Origin of the sequence: Streptomyces sp. NPDC052036, assembly GCF_040680495.1 — a bacterium.
Classification (GTDB): Bacteria; Actinomycetota; Actinomycetes; order Streptomycetales; family Streptomycetaceae; genus Streptomyces.
Window position 1 is genome coordinate 42977 of the sequence record NZ_JBFAWW010000046.1, and the last position, 20439, is coordinate 63415.

Genomic DNA, 20439 nt, shown 5'->3' on the forward strand with positions numbered 1-20439 from the left:
GGCTCCCCTGTTCGGGGAGGGTGCAGGTGAGCGGTATCCGTCCGGTTTTGTCTGATGAGTTACGTACGGATGAGAAGTGATCGATACCGTGTGACTTTCCCGTCGCGCCCCTGAGTATCGACCCACTCCCGACAAGGAGGACCACTCGCCCTTTTCGGTCGTGAGGCGCAGCGATCGTTCGCCGTACGGCAGTTTGAGCGCGTCGCCCGCCGGTGCGCGTACGACCCGGCGCCGTACGGCGGTCGTCCTGGGAGGGGACCTGCCGAGCGTGCGGAAGCCGGAGTGCCGATTCCTCCTGGCGCGGCGTCAGGAGCGCGTCTCTCATACGGAACAGGTCACCGGTCAGGGCGGCTCAGGGCCGCCGGGAGAGGGGCCGCGGCGCCCTCTCGATCACGGCCGCCCGCGAGACCCGCAGACGTTACGGCAGACGCCAGTCCACCGGCTGTGCGCCCTGCCTGAGCAGCAGGTCGTTGGCGCGGCTGAACGGGCGCGAGCCGAAGAAGCCGCGGTCCGCCGACATCGGCGACGGGTGCGCCGACTCGACCGACGGCAACTCGCCGAGCAAGGGCCGCAGATTGCGGGCGTCACGGCCCCACAGGATGGACACCAGCGGCTTTCCGCGTGCCGCCAGCGCCCGGATCGCCTGCTCGGTGACCTCTTCCCAGCCCTTGCCCCGGTGTGCCGCGGGACGGCGCGGGGCCGTGGTCAGCGCCCTGTTGAGCAGCAGCACGCCCTGTTGAGTCCACGGTGTGAGATCGCCGTTGGACGGCTGGGGCAGGCCCAGATCGGTGTTCAGCTCCCGGAAGATGTTGATCAGGCTCCCCGGCAGCGGACGGACGTCCGGGGCGACCGAGAACGACAGCCCCACCGCGTGTCCCGGGGTCGGATACGGATCCTGTCCGACGATCAGGACGCGGACGTCGTCGAAGGGCTGCTGGAAGGCTCGTAGGACGTTCGGCCCCGCGGGGAGGTAGGTACGCCCCGCGCCGATCTCCGCGCGCAGGAAGTCGCCCATCTCGGCGATCCTTCCGGCCACGGGTTCCAGGGCCTTCGCCCAGCCGGTTTCGACGATCTCATGCAACGGTCGTGGTGCCACGAGCGTCACCCTACTGCCGGGCGCACGCCGACGATCAACCGGTGGTCCGAGGGCGACCGGGAGTGATCGGGCGGGTCACGAACGAGGCAGGGGACGGGCGGATGTGACCGAGCGCAACCGAGCGCGAGTCCTTCCTCTCAGGAGCCCGGGCGTAAGTCCCTCCTCTCAAGGGCCGTTTCAGGTGTCGCCGTCGTGGCGTCAGGGGCTGCCTCAGAGGCCGCGGTCCTGCCTGTGTCGGATCAGGCGATCACCGCCGCCCGTACGCACAGTACGTCCGGTAGATGGGACGCGAGCTGCTGCCAGCTGTCCCCGTCGTCCGCCGACGCGTACAACTCGCCGTTGCGATTGCCGAAGTACACGCCCGCGGGGTCCCCGTCGTCCGTGCACAGGGCGTCGCGCAGCACCGTGCCGTAGTGGTCCTCGTCGGGCAGGCCGGCCATGAGCGGTTCCCAGCTCCTGCCCGCGTCCGCCGTCCGGAAGACGCGGCACCGGTGGCCTGCCGGGACCCGGTCGGCGTCCGCGTTGATCGGGAAGACGTACACCGTGTCCCCGCGATGCGGATGGGAGGCCGCGGCGAAGCCGAACGTGGAGGGCAGCCCGCCGCCGATGTCCGTCCAGTGCCCGCCCCCGTCGTCGCTTCTGTAGACCCCCCAGTGGTTCTGCAGATACAGCCGGTCCGGGACCGCCGCGTCCTGTGCGATCTTGTGGACGCACTGGCCGAACTCCGGGTTCGGATCGGGCAGGAAGACCGCGGACACACCCGAGTTGGACGGCTCCCAGCTCACGCCGCCGTCCTGGGTCCGGAACACCCCGGCCGTCGACACGGCGACCGTCACGGCCTTGGGGTCCCGCTTGTCGGTCACCACCGTGTGCAGGCCCTCGCCCCCACCGCCCGGCACCCATCTGCCGCGCGTCGGGTGCTCCCACAGAGGACGCACCAGCTCGAAGCTCTCGCCGCGGTCCTCCGAGCGGTACAGCGCGGCCGGTTCCGTGCCCGCGTACACGACGTCCGGCTCCGCGGCCGCCGGGTGCAACTGCCACACGCGCTCCAGCGAAGCGCCCGTGTTCTGGGGGAACTTGACGGCCGGTCGGGCCGGCTCGGCCCAGGTGCGGCCCAGGTCGTCGGAGTGGAAGACGGACGGTCCCCAGTGCGAGCTGTCCCCTCCGACCAGCAGGCGCGGGGTCGCGCCACGGGTGTCGATGGCGACCGAGTAGATCGCCTGCGCGTTGAAGTACGGACTGTCGTCGAACTCCCATGCGCCGCCCCGTCGCCGCGCGATGAACAGTCCCTTGCGTGTGCCCACGGTGAGCAGTACGTCGGCCATGCCGGCCACCTCCGAAACGCCGTTGTTCCAGACACGGGCCAGTCTGCACCCAGGCACTGACAGTCACCCCCAGACGCCTCGTTCGCGCAGGTCATATGCCGTGTTGCCGAACGACGGAGCGGGATCGACCCGGGGGCCGGAGCCGGGCGCGGGAGACATCACGTGAGCAGCGGCGGCCCGCCTCTCGTATGGGAGGGCGTTCGGGGGTATCCGTGTGTGCGTGAGAAGGAGGGCGTCGATGAGGCGGCTGCCATCGATGACGGCGTTCCGCGGTCCCAGGGTGTGGTGGTGGCGGTGGCGGCACAATCCGCTGCGGCGCCGCAGCGATGCGCTGGAGGCCTGGGTCGTCCTCACCGTGTGGGTGGTGTCCTTGGTCGGGGGACTGCTGGCGGGGCTGGCGGCGACGCACTCCGTGGAGCACGGCCTGGCCCAGGAGCGGGCCGAGTGGCGCCCGGTCGTGGCCCTCCTCACCGAGGACGCGCCGAAGGCGACGGCCTCGACCGCGTCCGGTGCGGGACGTGTCTGGGCGGATGTGCGCTGGACCGGGACCGACGGCCGCTCCCACGCAGGCGAGGCGCGTGTGGCCGCCGGAAGCCGGACGGGCACGACCGTCACCGTGTGGACGGACGGCAACGGCTCCCTGGTGAGCAGGCCCGCCTCCCAGTCCGAGGCGCAGATGCGCGCGGCGATGGTCGGCGTGCTGGTCGGGGCCAGTGTTGCGGCGGTTCCGTACCTGGGCGGCCGCGTCGTCCGCGAACGCCTGGAACGGCGCCGCATGGCGCAGTGGGACGAGGCCTGGGCGCGCTTCGGCCCGACGTGGGGTCGTAAGACGGGCTGACCCGGCCCGGGCCGGGTCGAGCGGTCCCCGGGGCGCAGACGACTGCGTCCCTGAACAGTGCGGCTGCTGTCGGCCGGCGTCGCGAGCGGCCTCGTCCGCTCGGCCGTCACCGACACCTGCGGGATGGCCCGCCTGCTCGGCAAGCTCCCGCACAACCGGCCGCGCGGCGCGGGCCTGGACGCCACTCTCGCTCGGCTGCGCGAGCGCTGACGGGCACGGCGGCGGATACGGTCGCGCCCCGGGCGCGCCGCGACCGCATGCACGGGGGAGACGGCAGGCGGCTCAGACAGGCTGCTGATTCCGAGGCGGTTGCCGCTGTGCGTCGTGCTGCGCGACGGTCATGGCCGCCGCGTCGTACCGCGCGGCGGCCATGAGGGACTGCCAGTCCGGGAGCTTCACCACCGTCCGGCCGAGCGAGAGCCCGAGCTCGGCTTCCGCCCGCTCGATCGCCAGCCACCCCGGCCACTCGACAGGAGTGAGCCCGTCCGCCCGCAGCAGCGGGAGCGCGTCCTCGGGCACCATCCGCCCCATGAGCCCGGAGGCGTCCTCCAGCAGGGAGGCAACCGTCTCCTTGGCGCAGGGCCGGTTGGTGCCGATCACGCCGGTGGGACCTCGCTTGATCCAGCCGGCCACATACTCGCCCGGTGAGGCGGCCCCGTCCCGCAGCACTCGCCCCGAACTGTGCGGCACGGTGCCGCTCTTCGCGTCGAACGGCAGCCCCTCCAGGGGCACCCCGCGATAGCCGACCGAACGCAATACGAGTTGGGCCTCCACGTCCTCGTAGCGCCCGGTGCCCTCGACCCCGCCGGTGCCGTCGGGGATCGTCCGTTCGAAGCGCACCGCGCCCACACGGCCTTCCCCGGGCTCCGGGCTCAGCTCCAGCGGGCAGGTGCCCTCGGCCGTGAGCAGCTCCACCGGCCGCAGGAAGAACCGCAGCCGGATCCGGCGGGGAGCGCCGCGCGGGGGTGTCCCGGCCCATGTGCGCAGCACCTCGATATTGCGGCGCTGGGCGGCCGGCAGCCCGGACGGGTCGAGGTACGCCGGGTCGAGCGCCAGTTCTTCCTCGTCCACGATCACCTCGGTGTCCGGCAGGGTGCCCAGTTCGCGCAGCTCCTTGGTGGTGAACCGGGCCTGCGAGGGGCCGCGCCGGCCCACCATGTGGATCTCCGTGACCTGGCTGGCGGCCAGCGCCGTGAGCGCCGCCTGCGGCATGTCGGTGGGGCTCAGCTCCGTCACCCCGCGGGCGAGGATCCGGGTCACGTCCACCGCGACGTTCCCGACGCCGATCACCACGGCCGTCCGCGCGCCGAGCACGAAGCCGTCGGCGACAGAGTCCGGGTGCGCGCTGTACCAGGACACGAAATCCGTCGCCGACCAGCTGCCGGGCAACTCCTCGCCCGGAATGCCCAGATGCCGGTCGGTCGCGGCCCCCACGCAGTAGACCACCGCGTGGTAGAGCTCGCGCAGCCGGGCGGGCGGCACCCCGCCCGCGCCCACCTCGACACCGCCGAGGAACCGGATCCGCTCGTGTTCCAGAACCGCGCGCAGGTTGTTCTGCAGCGACTTGATCTTCTCGTGGTCGGGCGCCACTCCGTAGCGGACCAGCCCGTACGGGCAGGGCAGCCGGTCGAGGACGTCGACACGTACCTCCGGGTCCTGCTGGACAAGGCTCTGGGCGGTGTAGACCCCGCTCGGCCCGGAGCCGACGACGGCGACATTCAGCACGGCGGAACTCCCTCGCTGAGGAGATCGCTGGTGGCTCCAGCATCGCACCGCGCACGACGGGAGGGGAGGGCGGTCGTGGCACTGGGCCGACGGAGTGCGGAGCGGGTTCCTGCCGTGCGTGGCTCTTCGCATGGTATGTGATCGCTCGCTTACGTTGCGTATATGTTGGAAGCGTCCTTTGGGGATTTTTCCGATCACTTCCGATCCGACTTCCCTTCGGACGGGCCGGTCTCCGTGTGGCCCGCCTGGGAAGTGCAGGAGTGCGGGAGTGTCACGTCGTGGTTCGCGGTCCGGCTCGATCTGCCCGACGGGGGACGGGTGGACGTGCTCGCGGTGGCGGCCGGTGGAACCGTGGAGATCGAAGAGGTCAGGGCGCAGCCGCCGCTGTCCCTCGACGATCTGACGGCGCTCGCCGACTGGATCGAGGAACCCCTGCTGGAGGCGTGCGCCGCGCAATCCGCCTCGGCGCCCGAGTCCGCCGGGGTGCTCGCGACCGGCGACCGCCCCGCCTGGCCGCCCGGCGCCGAAGGGATGCGCCTCGTCGCCGAGGAGTACCTGGCGGCCCAGGAGCGAGGGGTCGATCCGGTGCTCGCGGTGATGTCCGCGACGGGCCGCAGCCGCCGCGGCTCGCTCAGACTGATCGGCGGGGCGCGCGACGCCGGCTTCCTGCCACCACGTCACACACGACGCTGAGCGGGGCGCGCACGAGGACGGGGGGTGTGCGAGGGCAGGGGCGTGTATGGGGGCAGGAGTGTGTCCGCGACGGCGGGAGCGTGACCGGAGCGCTCCGCTAGCCGTCCTGGTCGGTCCTCTTGGGATCGCGGCTGTCTTGGTCGGTCCTCTCGGGATCGCGGCGCTCCGTCGCGAAGAACCGCGACAGGTCCTTGTCGTGCGGCCCGCGCGTGCCCTCGGCATCCGGCGGCGTCCCCAACCGCCAGTCGAGTCCGTACCGTTGGAACAGCTCGGCCCGCAGCACCGGCAGCGGCATCGGTGCGCCGGGCACGAGTGCCGCGTAGACCGAGCCCATCAACAGGGCCCGTAGCTTCGGGTAGTCGGCGTCGGGAGCCTGCGATCCGTGCCCGGCGACCGTGTCGCGCAACAGCTCCGCCAGCCGCTGCTGTTCGGGGCACCGCACGAACCCCTCCGCCTGCAGGATGCCCGCCATGTGCTGGCGCATGAGCACGGGGTGATGAACCGTCAGCCCCAGGATCGCGTCGATGGCCCGCGCCATCCGCTCGCGGCCGTCCTCGGTGCGCGGCTCGCGTTCCAGGGCCTCCTCCAGGGTGCGGTGCATTAAGCGGTGCACGGCGGACTGGAGGAGCTGTCGTTTGCCGGGGAAGTAGTACGACACCAGACCGCGCGCGGAACCGGCGCGGTCGGCGATGTCGCCGAGCGTCGTCGCGTCGTAGCCGCGCTCGCTGACCAGTTCGACCGCGGCCTGCAGAAGCCGCTCGCGGGAACGCCGCCGCAATTCTTCATTGACCGAGGCGCTGCGCGGGGACATCCTGGACTCCTGCGTTGACTGGTTGCCAGCCAACTATACTCAGCGCATCCGGACCGTGCCCGGCGGGCCGGTTCCGGGGGCGTCTGCCCTGGATCACACGGGGGATGGTCCAGGGCAGGCACCGGTGTCACCGTGCCCCCGCCCCCTGTGTGTGATCCGCCGGACGGCACACCCAGGAGGCCCTTCCGCCGCGTCGAGTGCCGACCGGGCCCGACGAGCCGCGCGCCGGTCCTGCCTCCGGGGCGAGCGTCGGCCGGGCCCGCCCGCGCCGGACCTGCCCCGAGAACTCGCGCCCCACCCGCGCCCTTCCTCATGCGTCGCGGGCCCGGCCAGGTCTCGCAGTGGCGCTCAACGGTCCCTAGAGTGGGCACGAGTCCCAGAGGAGGCGTACGTACATGGACCAAGAGCAGATCCTGACCCGGATCGCGGCGATGGTGGACGAGGAGCGCGACCTGCGTGACGCGCTGCAGTCCGGTCGGATCGACAATGCGACGGAGCACGAACGGCTCACCGAACTGGAACACGCGCTCGATCAGTGCTGGGACCTGCTGCGCCAGCGCCGCGCCAAGACCGAGTTCGGCGAGAACCCTGACGACGCCCGCGTCCGCCCGGCGTCGCAGGTCGAGGACTACGAGAGCTGAGCGCGGCCGGACGGCCGGCTCAGCGGATCAGGTCCAGCACGGGACGGAGCCCGTCCGGGCGTTCGGCCACCGGACGGTGGTCGACGAAGTGCACCGCGCAGCCCAGATCCGCCGCGCCGCCGTCCGCGCGGCGGTCGTCCCCCACCATCAGCGTGTGCCGTGGAGCCACCCCGAGCGCGTCGCAGGCGAGGGCGAACAGCCGGGTGTCCGGCTTCTGGATCCCGTGTTCGTACGACAGCACGTATGCGTCCACGTACGGGGCGACCCCGTGCTCGTGGAAGATCGGTCGCAGGTCCCAGCCGATGTTGCTGACCACGCCGACGGCCACGCCCCGCTCCCGCAGTGCGCCGAGCACCTCGGCCGTGTCGGGGTAGGGCCGCCAGGCGGCAGGGGTCATATGGCGGTCGTAGAGGGCGTCATGGAGCCGGGGGTCCGGCAGCGGCACCTGACGTGAGACGCCGGTGAACGCGGCCCGGTGTGCCTCGGCGTTACGGTCCCGCACCGCCCACAGCGCGACCAGATCGTCCGGCAGGGGAGCGGTGGGAGCGGCGCCGCCGGCCAGCGCGCCCGCCGCCTCCAGCTGCTCGGCCGCGCGGATCAACTCCGCCTCGGGCAGGGTCAGTCGGGCTTCCGTCATCGTGGCGCGCAGCCATGACTCGGTCGACTCGATGCGGAAGAGGGTCCCGGAGAAGTCGAAGAGCACAGCTTTGATCGTCATGGGCCGATCCTTCGGGACCGGTCCGCGCGGGTCAAGGACCGTTTTCGGCGGAGCGAAGGGCCCGGCTGCCCCCGGCCGCGTATGCGACGACAGGGCGCGGGGCGCCGTTCCGGGAAGGAGCCGCAGCGGGCCATCCCAGCCTTGCGCGACCGGTGGCTATCCCAGGGCCCGCAGCCCCGGTACGAACGCCACCAGCACCGGAATCACGGGAACCAGCGCCGCCGTCGCCGTCAGCCTGAGCCGGTGCGCCGCAGGCAGCCGGTCCGGGGGAGTGAGGAGACGGTGGACGCGCTGGGGCACATGGGCCTGCGGGGTGGCGCAGGGCCCGAACACGCCCCGGTCCTCGTTGAGTTCCACCAGCGCGAGCGCGGTGGTGAGGCGGCCGTGGCGGCGCGACGCCATGTCGTCCGCGGCGAGCTCGACCAGCCGGTGCATCTCGTCGCGGAACGCGGCGAAGACCGGCACCTGCGGGAAACCATTGGCCAGTGCGGCCGAGGAGTGCAGCAGCCAGTCGTGCCGGGCCCGTGCGTGGCCCTGCTCATGGGCGAGCACCGCGTCCAGCTGGCTGCCCTTGAGCCGGCGCAACGCGGCCGTGGTGATCACCAGCCGGGGCGACGCTCCGGGCAGCCACCAGGCGTCCGGACGCTCCCCCTCCAGCACCACCAGCCGGTCGCCGCCGGGCTCCTCGCCGGGCAACTGCGGGGAGCGTACGAGCAGTTCGGCCCGGCTGCGTCGACGGCGCGCCTGTGCCCGTAGGACCTCCCGCGCCAGCATCGCCGCGGTCCACACCCCGCCGCACGCCAGCGCCACGGCGGTGGTCGCGGCCCAGGGGCTTCCGGTGCCCAGCGCATAGGCGTCCACGACGCCGTGCGGTGCGGTGGCGAACACATGGCCCCGGACGGCGGCCCAGGCCGCGGCGGCGCTGAGGGTCATCGACAGCGCGCAGCACACCAGCACGGCCGCCACCACGCACTGCCACACCCACAGGGCGACCACCGGTTCCCGGTCCGGCCAGTCCGCCTGGGCGAGCAGCCGCGGAGCGAGCACGGCGGTCAGGGCGCCGAGCAGCAACAGTGCCGCGGGGACCATCATGGGCCGAAGCCTATGAGCCGGGCGGCGCCACGGGATACGTGCTGTCGCGGCAAAGTGACGTACGCCACGGTTTCGTTGGGTCGTCCCTCGCGGGGGCCGATGCGCTCGTGCGATCGCCCGCCGCGGAGCGCTTCAGAGGGTCAGAAGCATCGCCAGCATCCCGATCGCCATGGACAGTCGGCACGCACGTGCGAGTTCAGGACGGTCGCCCCAGCCCGCAGGGCGCGCGCCCTCGGCCGTGGCCACCGCGGCCACCGGCACCAATCGCGCTCCCGACCACAGCACATAGACCGTGAAGTACAGCAGGAGCGCCCCGGTCAGGGGAGGTATGCCCCCGTGCTCGTGGTGTCCGGGCGAGGCCGCCATCGCCGCCGCCATGTAGACCATCGCTCCGGCCCCCACCAGGTGGTGCAGATGGTGGGAGCTCGTCCGGGCCGCCCACAGAGCTCGCAGGGCGGCCCCGCCGAAGACGAGAGCGTAGGCGACCCAGATCCAGCGTGGCGGCACCACGACCGCGGTGGGCACCGCCATCACCGCCATGCCGAACCCCATCAGCGCCTCGCCCCCCGCCGCCCGGCGCTGCTCCTCGACGGCGCTGCGCATGCGCAGCAGACAGTAGGCACCGGTCGCCGCGCACAGCGCGACGAGCAGCCAGCCGGGCGAAGCCGGTTCGTGCACCGCGCACCTCCGCGCTCGACTCTGAGACGGACGCAGGGGGCATGCCCGTCACCGACGGTGCGCAAGCGAGCGCACAGGGGTACGCCGGGGGAGCGCGGGGAACGTGGCGCAGGTCAAGGGAACAGTGCCCACATTCTTTTACGAATAAAACACCTGCTAATCTTCTGAACATGAGCAGTGCGACCCCCAGAACCTCCCGTGTGCGCCCGCTACCCCTGTCCGGCCTTCTGCGTCTCGGCAGGCCGTCGGAGATCTGGTTCAAGCCCGCGCTGAGCGTGGTCGCCGCGGTCGCCCCGCCGAATCTGGTCCTGCTCGCCCTCGGCCGCCTCGACCTCGCGGCCTACACCATGGCGGGCGCGCTCTGCGCCCTCTACGGCCACAGCCGCCCGTACGCCGCCCGTGCCCGCACCCTCGCCCTGGTCGTCCTCGGCATGCTCGGCGGAGTCGCCGTCGCCCTGCTCGCCGCCTCGCTCACCACGGACGTGGTGGTGCTGGTGACCGTCGGGGCCCTGCTCGCGGCCGTGCAGAAGGTGCTGTGCGACGCGACCCGGATCGGGCCGCCCGGAAACGTGATCTTCACCTTCATCAGCTCGGCGTCCCTGTTCGTCCCGCAGACACTCGACCAGGTGCCCGGCCATCTGGCCCTCGCCGCGGCAGGGGGTGTCTGGTCCTGGATCGTCGGCATGGCCCCCGGCCTGCTGCGGCCCCATGGACCCGAGCGCCGGGCCGCCGCCCACGCGCTGAGCGCGACCGCCGCGTTCACCGAGACCGGTACGGCCGCCGCCCGGGCCGGCGCGGCGGCCGCCGTGCACACCGCCTGGCAGTCGCTGCTGTCCACCGGGGCCCGTTCGGCGCCGCGGCGGGCCCTGGAGCGGCTCGTCGTCCGGGCCGAGGTCGCGCTTGCGGCACCCGCCGACAGTGACCCCGAGCGGCTGCGGATGTGGGCCCGCGCCCTGCGGGGCACCGGGCCGGTGCCGCAGCCGGACGACCTCCGCGAGGCCGCCGACGAACTCCTCGGTGTCGAGGCCGAACTCGACGCCCCGATGCCCCCGCTGCACCGCAGGCTCAAACCGCTCGGCCCCCTCGCCCTGCGCACCGCGACCGGCTGTGCCCTCGCCGGATACGCCTCGCTCGCGTTCGGTGTCGGTCGCCCGTACTGGGCGCTGGTGACCGCCGCCTCGCTCTACCAGGCCAATGTCACCCTCACCTGGAGCCGCGGCGTCCAGCGCGTCGTCGGCAACCTGGTGGGCGTCGTGCTGTTCGCGGCCATCGCACCGCTCGCCCACCAGAGCCGGCTTTCCCTCGTGCTGTGCGGGCTCGCCCTCAACTTCGGCGCCGAGGCGCTGATCAGCCGCAACTACTGGCTCGGCAGTGTCTGCGTGACCCCGATGGCCCTGCTCGTCACCGAGTTCGCCCAGTACCAGCAGCCCGGCACACTGATGGCCGACCGGGTCCTGGACACGCTCGTCGGAGCACTCCTCGGCTTCGTCGCCGCGGTCGCCGTCACCAACCGGCGGGCCGGCGACCGTATCGAACACGCCCTCGCCGCTCTGGAGCGGGCTCGTGTGCACGCCGCCGGTGTGGTGGCCGCGGAGCACCCCGAACCGGGCGCCCTGGAGGTCGCGCGCCGGGGCCTCGCCGCCGCGGTCGTGGACCTGCGCGCCGCGGCCGACGCGGCGGCCGGCGAGTGGTGGCAGCGCGCCTTGCCGGAGGAGCGGGTGCTGCGCGCCGAACAGGCCGGACACCGTACGCTCGCCGCGACGGTACGACGGCAGGGACTGGACACCTCGGAAGGCGCACGGGCATGACGGCAGGGAACGGACGGGGGGCGGCCGCGGGCGACGAGGACACGGACGGACGAAAGGCCGTCGGATCGAGGGCGCCTGCTGCGGCCGTCGGCGCCGTGGGGCCGCGGCGCGTGGGCCGGGAGACGGTCGACCACGGTCGCGCGAGTGACACCGTCGCCGCGGTGGTGCGCCAGTGGCACGCCGTCCGCCCCGACATCGACACGGGCCCCATGGAGATCATCGGGCGCGTCAACCGCTGCGCCGCCCTGCTCCAGCAGGCCGAGGACGCACCGCTGCGCCGTGCGGGGCTCACCCGGCCCGAGTTCGACGTCCTCGGGACGCTGCGGCGTACGGGCCACGAGCTGACGCCCGGTGAGATCGCCCGCGAGACGTTCTCCTCCGGGGCCGCCGTCACCAAGCGCCTCAAGCAGCTCACCGAACGCGGACTCGTCGAGCGGCGCGGCGACACCCGGGACCGCCGGGTCGCCCATGTCCGGCTCACCGACGCGGGCCGCGACCTGGTCGACGCCGTCCTGCCCGAGCAGCTCACCTACGAGACGGCGGTCCTCTCCGGCCTCGACGACCAGGAACAGTCGCACCTCGCGTCGCTGCTCGGGGAGTTGCTGATCCAGCTGGAGGGACGACTCCGCACACCGCGCGGCTGAGCGCCCACTGCCGGGACACGACGGCCACGGACCGTGCGCCCGGCCCGGCCGCACCAGGCCGCGCGGTGACGGCGGGGCCTAGACGCCCACGCCCAGGGGCGGGCGGCCTCTGGTCCAGATCGGCCGGACCGTGACATGGCTGAAGCGCCAGCCTCCAGAGGTCCGTCGCAGCTCGGCATCGAAACGGCCGCCGACGGTGAAGAGCGGATCGGTGTCGGCGCTGTACTCCCGGAGTGTGGCGTCGTTGTGCACATGGGTCATCAGGGCGTTCCAGGAAGCGGCGGCCCGGTCTTCCCCGACGGCCGCGTCGACGACGACCCCGGACACGAGGTGCTGGGTGCGGTCGTAGCGGCCGAGCGCCTCCTCGGTGGCGCGCACGGCGTCGGCCCCGTGGAAGGTGCCCAGGGGTGTTTCCATACCAGAGCCCTCGGTGAGGAAGTCGTCGGCCCAGCCATCTGCGAACGTCCGCTCGTCCAGCGCCCGGAAGAACCGGTCGACGAGCAGGGTGATTTCTGCGTGATCGTTCTGTGCGGTCATGAGCAGAGCCTTCTGCCTCAAGCGCACTTGAGGTCAAGCCCCGGCCCGGCGGACCGGCCGCACTGTCCGAGGCGTGCCGTAGTGTTCGCGGAACGTCGCCGTCCCCGGGAGATTCGCGTGCCTGCTCGTGCCCGGCTCCATGCCACCGTCGCCGCCCTCATCCCCTCGGCACAGGGCGACATCCCGGTCCTGCCCGGTCCGCCCGGGCGCCGGATGTTCGTCCAGCGGGACGACGACGCGATCGTGGCCCAGACCCTGGACGCCACCACGCTCACACCGTCCGACGCCGGGGTGCGCTTTCCCGCGCCCTGGCCACGCCGGCGCGGGACCTGGGCGGTCGCGCCGGACGCCGGCCTGGCGGTCTTCGCGGGTGTGCATGCGGTGCGGGCGGTGGAGCCGTCCGGTGCGACGCGCTGGGAGGCCCGGCACGGCTGCTGGTACGGCGCCTGCCCGGAGATGCACCGGTCCTACGACGAGTACGCGGACAACGAGGACCACCGGTACCCGGAGGGCGGTTCGGCCGGCTTCTCGGTGGACGGCAAGCTCGTCTGGGCGCATATACGCGGCCCGCTGCCCGCAGGGGAGCTCAGCCCGGACACGACCTCGCCCTCCTGAGCGTGAGCCCCTCGGGCGAGCGGCTCATGACCGTGACCCACGACCAGGACGAACTCGCCGTCCGCGACACCCGTGGCCTCGTCCCGGAGGGTGCCCGGCGGGACGCCGAGACCGCCGTCCCCAGGCATCCCGACGCCGAGCCCGACAACGACGAGGCGCTGCCCTACTGGGACGGGGCGGGTGGCTTCCCCGACGAGACGACCATGATCGGCTCGACCGTCGAGAGCGACGAGAAGTGGGGCGAGGGCCGGCACTGGCTCGTCGACGCCTCGGGGACGCGTGGACTCGTCCAGATCACCTACCCGTCCCCGGTCACCTGTCCGCCCACCGCGTTGGGTGACGGCACCTGGTTCACACCGTCCGCGTCCCGCGACGCCGTGCAGGTGTGGACCCTGGAGCCGATGCCGGGACACCGGCCCGGGGACTGAGCTGGTGACGTGAGCGGTGCGCCTGGGGACCGTTTTCTCGACTAGCCCTCTTGGCCGGCCGTGTAGATGCCGAACATCGCGCCCTCCGGGTCCCTCAGGACGGCGATGCGCCGGCCGCCCGGCAGCGACGTCGGTTCCATGAGGATGTTCCCGCCCGCGCCCGTGGCGACGGACGCCATGCCGTCCACGTCCTCGACCGCGAAGTACGGCAGCCAGTGCGACGGCACCTCGTGCGGGAACCGGTCGCCCATGGTCACCATGCCGCCGAAGTCGGCGCCGGCGATGCCCCATTGCGTGTAGTACTCGGAGGGCTTCACGCTCCAGCCGAAGACCGTCGTGTAGAAGTCGGTGGCCCGGTCCGGGACGCGGGTCAGCAGCTCCACCCAGCCGAGCGTGCCCGGTGCGTTGAACAGCCCCGCACCGGCGAAGGCCCGCGGCTGCCACATCTGGAAGGCCGCGCCGCCCGGATCGACGGCGACCGTGAAACGGCCCGCGTCGTGGACGTCCATCGGTCCCAGGAGCAGTGTGCCGCCCGCCGTCCGCACCGCCTCGGCCGCCGCGTCGGCGTCGTCGACCGAGAACGCCACGTTCCAGGCGACCGGCTGCCCCTCCTGGTACAGCGGGGCGAGGGCCGCGACCGCCGCGTCACCGAGGCGGGCGACCGTGTATCCGCCCGCCTCCTGCCGGGGGTCCGTCTCCGGACGCCAGCCGAACAGCTCGGTGTAGAACCGCTTGGCCGCCGCCAGATCGCTGGTCCCCAGCTCGGCCCAGCACGGTCCGCCGGTCACCGGTTTCTCCAGCTTCATGGGTCCTCCCGTGACACACGCCTCTTCAGCAGGCTATGCCTCCCGCCCGGGCGGCGGCATCAGATGCCGGGGCGGTGGCGCAGGGGATGGTCGGCCGGGATCTCCACCAGCACGATCTCGGTGCCGTCCGGGTCCGTGATCCACATCTCGATCAGTCCCCATGGCTCCTTGACCGGGGGCCGCACGATCTCGACGCCTACCCCGGCCAGCTCCTCGTGTGCGGCCGTGACGTCCTGCACCTGCAGCCAGAGCTTCAGCGCGGGGGAGGGCGGTGTCTCACCGCGGCCGGCGACCTCCAGAAAGCCACCGCCGAGGAAGTACACGACCCCGCGTTCCGGGCCCGTACCGAACTCCCGGTAGACCGCGAGCCCGAGCTTCTCGCCGTAGAACGCCCGGGAACGCTCGGGGTCGGTGGGACGCAGGAGAACGCGGCTGCTCAGTACGTGGACCATGCAAACGGAGCCTAGTGGGAGCGTTACGCTCAACGGTGCCCGCGCCGCGCCACTGATCGGAGAAACAGCCCATGGACAGCGCCGCCACCGCCACGACCGGCCTGATCTTCCGCGACGCCACCCACGGTGACGTGGACGCGCTGGTCGCGCTGATCGAGTCGGCGTACCGCGGCGACGCCAGCCGGGCCGGATGGACGACCGAGGCGGACATCCTGGAAGGGCAGCGGACCGACCCGGAGGGCGTGCTCCAGGTCATCGAGTCGCCCGACAGCCGGTTGCTCACGGTCGAGCGCGACGGTGCGATCGTCGCCTGCTGCCAGCTCGAACACCGAGGGGAGGCCGCCTACTTCGGCATGTTCGCGGTGAGCCCCACGCTCCAGGGCGAGGGCCTGGGCAAGACGGTGATCACCGAGGCGGAGCGTATGGCCCGGGAGACCTGGGGCGTCACGGAGATGCAGATGACGGTGATCTCCGTACGCGACGACCTCATCGCGTGGTACGAGCGGCGCGGCTACCGCCGTACGGGGCGGATGACCCCCTTCCCGTACGGCGACGAGCGCTTCGGTATCCCGCAGCGCGACGACCTCCAGTTCGAGCTGCTGGTCAAGCCGCTGGTCTGACCTCAGGCGCAAGGCCCGGCGCGACGTGTGGGCCGGGCGGGTGGCGACGGAGGAGGCCGTCCGCGCGACCGCAGCCGCCTCAGGCGGTGAAGCGGCCGGTGCGCTTGATCTCCGGGTAGTCCGTGGTCGCGCCGTCCAGTTCCAGGGCGCGGACGAGGCGCAGGTGGTCCAGGGTGTTCACGACCCAGGCGATGACCCTCAGGTCCGCCTTGCGCGCATGCTCGACGACCTCCAGGGTCAGCCGGCGGATGTTGAGGCAGACCGTCTGCGCCCCTGCCGCGACGGCGTCGTCCACTACGTCGGTGCCGTAGCGGCCGGCGATGAGCGCGGTGCGCACGCCGGGTACCAGCCGGGCGATCTCGGTGATCGCCTCGGCGTGGAACGACGACACCTCGACCCGGCCGACGAGGTCGCGGCGGTGCATCAGCTCGGCGAGTGCCCGCGCCGCGGCCACGTCCTTGATCTCCGCCTGGAGCGGCGTCCGCACCGCGTCCAGAACCTCCTCGAAGACGGGGACCCGTTCACCGAGGCCCGCGTCGAGCGCGCGCAGCTCGGCGACGGTCTTCTCGGCGATCGGCCCGGTGCCGTCGGTCGTCCGGTCCACTTCGGCGTCGTGCATGATCACGAGGGCGCCGTCCTTGCTCAGATGTAGATCGAGCTCGATCAGATCGAGGCCCGCGCGCTCCGCGGCGATAAACGACCGGAGGGTGTTCTCGGGTTCGACACCCATGACTCCGCGGTGACCGATGGTGAGGAAGTTCAAGGTTCAACTCGCTTCCGTCGACGGCGGCTCGGCTACCGCGAGGCGTTCCCGCGCCGTCGCGGCAGGGCGCAGCCTAGTGGCCCGGGTGTGAGCTGAACCCGCTCCTGTGCGGGGCAACGGGCGCATGGCGCGGCGTGAAACCGGATCGGCAGAGCCGGGTGGGTGTCACTCCAGGGTGGGCGCGTCATACCGCCGTTGACCGTCGCCCCCGATCGCCCGCCACCTCATGAGGTGGCTGAAATCGTACGGCTTCCCAGGTGTCGTCGCGCCCTCCCGGCGCCCCGCCGATGTATTGCGGATGTCACGCATACTTTGACTCCCGCAGGAAAAAGAGCGGTGTGAGTGGGGGCGGGCAGGATAATTTCCCGATCGTCCTCTTGCTGGAAGAAACACTCGACGCATACGGTGTCCCTACTTGAGGTTCTCCCGTGGAGGATGGGTCATGACGGAAATTCTTGTGCAGGTGGGTACGGAGGGGCAGGTTCCTCCGCAGGTCAAGGTGGTGGACCACCCGGCCTGGCCCGTGCTCAAGGGTGCCGTGGAGCGGATCCGGCCATGGCAGGCCAAGGACGGCTCGATCGACTTCGACGCCGAGGGTGCCCCCGAGCGCGCGGCCGTCGAGGAGGTTGTGAGCGAGATGGTGCGGGCCGTCGAGGAACTCTCGCCGCTGCTGCCGCACGACGCCGCCTACCACGAGGCGCTCGTCAAGGACCTGCGCCGGTGGGCCGACGGGGGCTTCCAGGTCCCCGACTTCCTGGACTCGCTGCTGGCCTTCCAGCCCGCCGCCGACCGCCGGGATGGCCTCCAGCACCTGGTCGTCTTCCCGATGTACACGCAGAACGGCAACCCCGACCGCAACCTCGAAGCGGTCGTCCTGCGCATGGTGTGGCCGGAGTGGCTGGCCGAGCTGGAGGCCACCCGCTACGACAACCCGCTGTTCTGCGGCATCACCTTCGAGGACTTCACGGCCGGCTACGACACCAACTCGGCCGTCCTCTTCCCGGAGACCATCGCCGTACGCGAGGCGCCGGAACGTTTCTCCTGGGGCGGTATCTTCTGCGACCGTGAGGCCGCGCGCTTCCGTCGGGTCACCGCGGCGGCCGTCGACCTCCTGGGCCTGGAACTGCCCGAGGACATCGCTGCGATGGTGCACGACCAGGAGCGCTGCCAGCAGGCGTTCGTCCTCTGGGACATGGTCCACGACCGCACCCACAGCCACGGCGACCTGCCGTTCGACCCGTTTATGATCAAGCAGCGCCAGCCGTTCTGGATGTACGGCCTGGAGGAGCTGCGCTGCGACCTCACCGCCTTCAAGGAGGCCGTGCAGCTGGAGGCCGACGGCTTCCCGCAGGGCCGTGACGTGCAGTACGCGGTGCTCTTCGACCGCATGTTCCGCTTCCCCGTCACCGGTGACCGCGTCCGCAACTACGACGGCCTCGGCGGCCAGCTGCTCTTCTCCTACCTGCACAAGCACGACGTGGTGCGCTGGACCGACAACAAGCTCTCCATCGACTGGCAGCGTGCGCCGCAGATCACCAACCAGCTGTGCGCCGAGATCGAGACGCTGTACCGGGACGGCATCGACCGCCCGAAGCTCGTGCACTGGTTCGCCGCCTACGAGCTGGTCTCCACCTACCTCGCCCCGCACCCGGGCTCCAAGTGGGCCAAGGGTCCCGAGGCCCTCGATCTGAGCCAGCCGCCGCGCAAGCTCGTGGACGACGTGCTTCCGGACGAGTTTCCCCTGAGCATGTTCTATGAGGCGCTCCAGAAGAAGCTCAAGAACGTGATCGCCTCCACCAAGGGCATCACCGCGGAGACCGCCGAGCGAGTCGCCGCGTGAGCGCCCGCGCCGTGGGTGCGGCTGATGCAGCGGACGCTGTTCGGGAGGCGAGGACCATGCGGAACGGGAACGGACCACTGAGTGGCGCGGTGATCGCGGTGGCCGGCGCGGGCGGAGCGGCCGGCCGGGCGACGCTGCTGAGGCTGGCCGAGGCGGGCGCGACCGTCGTGGCCTCGGACAACGACGCCGAGCGGCTCGCGGAGGCCGTCGACGCGGCTCGCTACGCGCTCGGCGGCGCCACCGTCACCGGGGACACGGTGGACCTGCTCGACCTGCAGTCCACCCGGGACTGGGCGACCCATGTCGAGAAGGTCTTCGGGCGGGTCGACGGACTGGTGCACCTGGTCGGCGGCTGGCGCGGCAGCGAGACCTTCACCAAGACCAGCCTCGACGACTGGGACTTTCTCGAACTGCTGCTCGTCCGCACCGTGCAGCACACCTCCCTCGCGTTCCACGAGGCGCTGCAGCGCAGCGAGCGCGGCCGCTACGTCCTGATCAGCGCCGCGGGCGCCAGCAAGCCCACCGCGGGCAACGCCGCCTACGCCGCCGCCAAGGCCGCCGCCGAGGCGTGGACGCTGGCCATGGCCGACTACTTCCGTAAGGCCGGGGGCGAGCAGGGGCCGACGTCGGCGGCTGCGATCCTGGTGGTGAAGGCGTTGGTGCACGACGCGATGCGCGCGGACCGCCCCAACGCGAAGTTCGCGGGCTTCACGGACGTCAAGGACCTGGCCGAGGCCATCGCCGGCGTCTGGAACGAGCCCGCCGCGGAAGTGAACGGAAAACGTCTGTGGCTGACCGAGAAGCCGTGAACCCTCCCAAGACCGACGCACGTCGCCGTCACGACCCGGAGGTCCGCGGTTTCGCCAGCGACAACTACGCCGGGGCCCACCCGGAGGTGCTCGCCGCCCTGGCCGTGGCCAACGGTGGGCACCAGGTCGCGTATGGCGAGGACGTCTACACCGAGAACCTCCAGCGGATCATCCGCAGTCACTTCGGCTCCACGGCCGAGGCGTTCCCGGTGTTCAACGGCACCGGCGCGAACGTCGTCGCGCTGCAGGCCGTCACCGACCGCTGGGGCGCGGTGATCTGCGCGGAGAGCGCGCACATCAACGTCGACGAGGGCGGCGCCCCCGAGCGCATGGGCGGCCTGAAGCTGCTCACCGTGCCCACGCCGGACGGCAAGCTCACACCCGAGCTGATCGACCGGCAGGCGTACGGCTGGGAGGACGAGCACCGCGCCATGCCGCAGGTCGTCTCGATCACCCAGAGCACCGAGCTGGGCACCCTCTACACGCCCGACGAGATCCGCGCGATCTGCGAGCACGCCCACGCACACGGAATGAAGGTGCACCTGGACGGCTCCCGGATAGCCAACGCGGCCGCCTCCCTGAACGTGCCGATGCGGGCGTTCACCAACGCGGTCGGTGTCGACATCCTCTCCCTGGGCGGCACGAAGAACGGTGCGCTGTTCGGCGAGGCCGTCGTCGTGATCAACCAGGACGCCGTCAGCCGTATGAAGCACCTGCGCAAGCTGTCCATGCAGCTCGCGTCGAAGATGCGCTTCGTGTCGGTGCAGCTGGAAGCCCTGCTGGCCAAGGACCTCTGGCTGCGCAACGCCCGCCACGCCAACGAGATGGCGCAGCGGCTCGCGGAGGGCGTGCGGTCCGTGCACGGGGTCGAGGTCCTCTACCCGGTGCAGGCCAACGGCGTCTTCGCCAAACTCCCGCACGAGGTGAGCGAGCGTCTGCAGCAGCGGTTCCGGTTCTACTTCTGGGACGAGGCCGCCGGTGTCGTGCGCTGGATGTGCGCCTTCGACACGACCGAGGACGACGTGGACCGGTTCCTGGCGGCACTGAAGGAGGAGATGGCGCGCTAGTGCTGCGACCGGAAAGGTTCAGCGGCTCGCGACTCCCCCGGCCTGGCGGCTGGGAGGTGCCCCAGGCACGGCACCTCGCCGCGTTGTCCAATCGCCCGCGTACATCCAGTACGCGGGCGACGCTCCGCCTTGCGATGCTCCTCCACTGCCGGAAAGGCGTGGGGCCACCCCCAGTACCGGACGCCGCGAGCTTCCCGGCAAACCTTTCCGGCCACAGCACTAGTAGGACTCCGTTAGGTCTGCTTCGATCTTGGGGTCCTGCTTGGCAGGGGTTGGTGGCAGGTGGTGCAGGTGCCGGTCCAGCAGTTCAGCAGGTCCTGGAGGGTGTCGAGGATCTGGTATCGGCTTTTGGGGCCAGCCGCTGCTCGGTGAGGAAGGCGTGGGCGGCGGTGACCAGGGTGACGTGGTGATGCCAGCCCGGCCAGGAACGTCC

22 protein-coding genes and 1 pseudogene are annotated in these 20439 nt (G+C 71.8%); 12 read left to right on the forward strand and 11 right to left on the reverse strand.

Features of this window, described 5'->3' with window-relative positions:
* Positions 1-418 precede the first annotated feature (418 nt).
* Together AB0L95_RS36735 and AB0L95_RS36740 are read right to left on the reverse strand one after the other, a co-directional pair.
* Positions 419-1096, reverse strand: a complete 678-nt coding sequence (locus AB0L95_RS36735; protein WP_365169892.1) for a uracil-DNA glycosylase — start codon at positions 1094-1096, stop codon at positions 419-421.
* Between the two features lie 239 nt (positions 1097-1335).
* Complete coding sequence (locus AB0L95_RS36740; RefSeq protein WP_365169895.1) at positions 1336-2421, reverse strand: exo-alpha-sialidase; 1086 nt, start codon at positions 2419-2421, stop codon at positions 1336-1338.
* Between the two features lie 238 nt (positions 2422-2659).
* Here AB0L95_RS36740 and AB0L95_RS36745 point away from each other — a divergent pair, with 238 nt between their 5' ends.
* The gene (locus AB0L95_RS36745) at positions 2660-3259 is read left to right on the forward strand and encodes a hypothetical protein (RefSeq protein ID WP_365169897.1); all 600 of its coding nucleotides are present in this window, start codon (positions 2660-2662) and stop codon (positions 3257-3259) included.
* A 60-nt stretch (positions 3260-3319) separates the two neighbouring features.
* Positions 3320-3469, forward strand: a pseudogene (locus tag AB0L95_RS36750) (transporter); the annotation flags it as partial.
* A gap of 72 nt (positions 3470-3541) precedes the next feature.
* On the opposite strand, the gene AB0L95_RS36755 reads toward AB0L95_RS36750, so the two are convergent.
* Positions 3542-4984 (reverse strand): FAD-dependent oxidoreductase, encoded by a 1443-nt coding sequence (locus tag AB0L95_RS36755; RefSeq protein WP_365169900.1) that lies wholly within the window; start codon positions 4982-4984, stop codon positions 3542-3544.
* Positions 4985-5146: 162 nt separating this feature from the next.
* On the opposite strand from AB0L95_RS36755, the gene AB0L95_RS36760 reads away from it, so the two are divergent.
* Complete coding sequence (locus tag AB0L95_RS36760; RefSeq protein ID WP_365169903.1) at positions 5147-5677, forward strand: DUF6214 family protein; 531 nt, start codon at positions 5147-5149, stop codon at positions 5675-5677.
* A gap of 97 nt (positions 5678-5774) precedes the next feature.
* Here AB0L95_RS36760 and AB0L95_RS36765 read toward each other — a convergent pair whose 3' ends face one another.
* On the reverse strand, positions 5775-6488 hold the full coding sequence (locus AB0L95_RS36765) for a helix-turn-helix domain-containing protein (protein ID WP_365169906.1): 714 nt from the start codon (positions 6486-6488) through the stop codon (positions 5775-5777).
* A gap of 395 nt (positions 6489-6883) precedes the next feature.
* Between AB0L95_RS36765 and AB0L95_RS36770 the strand changes: the two genes are divergently transcribed.
* Positions 6884-7129, forward strand: coding sequence for a DUF2630 family protein (locus AB0L95_RS36770; protein ID WP_365169909.1), 246 nt, complete (start codon positions 6884-6886; stop codon positions 7127-7129).
* Positions 7130-7148: 19 nt separating this feature from the next.
* On the opposite strand, the gene AB0L95_RS36775 is transcribed toward AB0L95_RS36770, so the two are convergent.
* The 3 genes from AB0L95_RS36775 to AB0L95_RS36785 all read right to left on the reverse strand — a co-directional run bounded on the left by AB0L95_RS36775 (position 7149) and on the right by AB0L95_RS36785 (position 9617).
* Entirely contained in the window at positions 7149-7847 is a 699-nt protein-coding gene (locus tag AB0L95_RS36775; protein WP_365169912.1) for an HAD-IA family hydrolase, read from the reverse strand.
* A 156-nt stretch (positions 7848-8003) separates the two neighbouring features.
* On the reverse strand, positions 8004-8939 hold the full coding sequence (locus AB0L95_RS36780) for a M56 family metallopeptidase (RefSeq protein WP_365169914.1): 936 nt from the start codon (positions 8937-8939) through the stop codon (positions 8004-8006).
* Between the two features lie 132 nt (positions 8940-9071).
* A complete protein-coding gene (locus tag AB0L95_RS36785; RefSeq protein WP_365169917.1) occupies positions 9072-9617 on the reverse strand; it encodes a DUF5134 domain-containing protein in 546 nt (181 codons plus the stop codon).
* A gap of 170 nt (positions 9618-9787) precedes the next feature.
* On the opposite strand from AB0L95_RS36785, the gene AB0L95_RS36790 reads away from it, so the two are divergent.
* Both AB0L95_RS36790 and AB0L95_RS36795 read left to right on the forward strand, forming a co-directional pair.
* Entirely contained in the window at positions 9788-11425 is a 1638-nt protein-coding gene (locus AB0L95_RS36790; RefSeq protein ID WP_365169919.1) for an FUSC family protein, read from the forward strand.
* The gene (locus AB0L95_RS36795) at positions 11422-12069 is read left to right on the forward strand and encodes a MarR family transcriptional regulator (RefSeq protein WP_365169922.1); all 648 of its coding nucleotides are present in this window, start codon (positions 11422-11424) and stop codon (positions 12067-12069) included. The genes AB0L95_RS36790 and AB0L95_RS36795 overlap by 4 nt, the downstream gene beginning before the upstream one ends.
* A 78-nt stretch (positions 12070-12147) precedes the next feature.
* Here AB0L95_RS36795 and AB0L95_RS36800 read toward each other — a convergent pair whose 3' ends face one another.
* Positions 12148-12606, reverse strand: coding sequence for a nuclear transport factor 2 family protein (locus AB0L95_RS36800; protein ID WP_365169925.1), 459 nt, complete (start codon positions 12604-12606; stop codon positions 12148-12150).
* 117 nt (positions 12607-12723) lie between these two features.
* On the opposite strand from AB0L95_RS36800, the gene AB0L95_RS36805 reads away from it, so the two are divergent.
* Together AB0L95_RS36805 and AB0L95_RS36810 are read left to right on the forward strand one after the other, a co-directional pair.
* Positions 12724-13221: a hypothetical protein gene (locus AB0L95_RS36805; protein WP_365169928.1), complete on the forward strand. Its 498-nt coding sequence runs from the start codon at positions 12724-12726 to the stop codon at positions 13219-13221.
* Positions 13222-13247: 26 nt separating this feature from the next.
* Entirely contained in the window at positions 13248-13649 is a 402-nt protein-coding gene (locus AB0L95_RS36810) for a hypothetical protein (RefSeq protein WP_365169930.1), read from the forward strand.
* 41 nt (positions 13650-13690) lie between these two features.
* Here the strand turns inward: AB0L95_RS36810 and AB0L95_RS36815 are convergent, their stop codons facing one another.
* Together AB0L95_RS36815 and AB0L95_RS36820 are read right to left on the reverse strand one after the other, a co-directional pair.
* Complete coding sequence (locus AB0L95_RS36815) at positions 13691-14455, reverse strand: VOC family protein (protein ID WP_365169933.1); 765 nt, start codon at positions 14453-14455, stop codon at positions 13691-13693.
* Positions 14456-14514: 59 nt separating this feature from the next.
* A complete protein-coding gene (locus tag AB0L95_RS36820) occupies positions 14515-14907 on the reverse strand; it encodes a VOC family protein (protein WP_365169936.1) in 393 nt (130 codons plus the stop codon).
* A 71-nt stretch (positions 14908-14978) separates the two neighbouring features.
* On the opposite strand from AB0L95_RS36820, the gene AB0L95_RS36825 reads away from it, so the two are divergent.
* Positions 14979-15527 carry an N-acetyltransferase gene (locus AB0L95_RS36825; protein WP_365169939.1) on the forward strand — a complete coding sequence of 183 codons (549 nt, stop codon included), beginning with the start codon at positions 14979-14981 and terminating at the stop codon, positions 15525-15527.
* A gap of 79 nt (positions 15528-15606) precedes the next feature.
* On the opposite strand, the gene AB0L95_RS36830 is transcribed toward AB0L95_RS36825, so the two are convergent.
* On the reverse strand, positions 15607-16290 hold the full coding sequence (locus tag AB0L95_RS36830) for a glycerophosphodiester phosphodiesterase family protein (RefSeq protein WP_365169942.1): 684 nt from the start codon (positions 16288-16290) through the stop codon (positions 15607-15609).
* A gap of 442 nt (positions 16291-16732) precedes the next feature.
* Between AB0L95_RS36830 and AB0L95_RS36835 the strand changes: the two genes are divergently transcribed.
* Genes AB0L95_RS36835 through AB0L95_RS36845 form a run of 3 tightly spaced genes read left to right on the forward strand, consistent with a single transcriptional unit; the run spans position 16733 to position 20006 of the window.
* Entirely contained in the window at positions 16733-18130 is a 1398-nt protein-coding gene (locus AB0L95_RS36835; protein WP_365169945.1) for a DUF6421 family protein, read from the forward strand.
* Between the two features lie 56 nt (positions 18131-18186).
* Complete coding sequence (locus tag AB0L95_RS36840) at positions 18187-18939, forward strand: SDR family NAD(P)-dependent oxidoreductase (RefSeq protein WP_365169950.1); 753 nt, start codon at positions 18187-18189, stop codon at positions 18937-18939.
* A complete protein-coding gene (locus AB0L95_RS36845) occupies positions 18936-20006 on the forward strand; it encodes a low specificity L-threonine aldolase (RefSeq protein WP_365169953.1) in 1071 nt (356 codons plus the stop codon). Before AB0L95_RS36840 ends, AB0L95_RS36845 begins: the two co-directional genes overlap by 4 nt.
* The last annotated feature ends 433 nt before the right edge of the window (positions 20007-20439 follow it).